The sequence below is a fragment of the Brevibacillus sp. GCM10020057 genome (genome assembly GCF_042683565.1).
In the GTDB taxonomy this organism is placed as follows: domain Bacteria; phylum Bacillota; class Bacilli; order Brevibacillales; family Brevibacillaceae; genus Brevibacillus.
The window spans coordinates 1-503 of sequence record NZ_JBHUJW010000036.1 but is presented as its reverse complement, the minus strand read 5'-3'; the positions used below and the strand labels follow the sequence as shown (position 1 = coordinate 503).

The 503-nt window shown below is 46.7% G+C and carries 2 rRNA genes; both read right to left on the bottom strand.

Annotated elements, in window-relative coordinates:
- Nucleotides 1-191, bottom strand: a 16S ribosomal RNA gene (locus ACFSO0_RS11605); the annotation flags it as partial.
- Nucleotides 192-404: 213 nt separating this feature from the next.
- Nucleotides 405-503: ribosomal RNA gene (locus ACFSO0_RS11600) — 23S ribosomal RNA — on the bottom strand; the annotation flags it as partial.

Below are 503 nucleotides of genomic sequence, written 5' to 3'. Positions count from 1 at the left end.
TTCCGGATCATGCGACCCGAAAACCTATCCGGTATTAGCATAAGTTTCCCTATGTTATCCCGGTCTGAGAGGCAGGTTGCCTACGTGTTACTCACCCGTCCGCCGCTAGGGTCCGAAAACCCTCGCTCGACTTGCATGTATTAGGCACGCCGCCAGCGTTCGTCCTGAGCCAGGATCAAACTCTCCAATAAAGTTTGTTTCTGGTTCATCGCTTTTTCAAGCTGGCAAATCATTAAATGATAGACTCATCAACGCTTTCGCTGTTCAGTTTTCAAAGAGCATTTTGCTTGTTAGTCAACTTGCGCCGACATTTATTAACTCTACCAAATTTCTTTTGTAAAGTCAATAACTTTTTTGAAGGATTCGCACCTTCAAAACTGGATATGCATGCTTGCCAAGGGTGTGTGGATAAGTCCTCGACCGATTAGTATTCGTCAGCTCCACGCGTTGCCGCGCTTCCACACCGAACCTATCAACCTCATCGTCTATGAGGGGTCTTACCA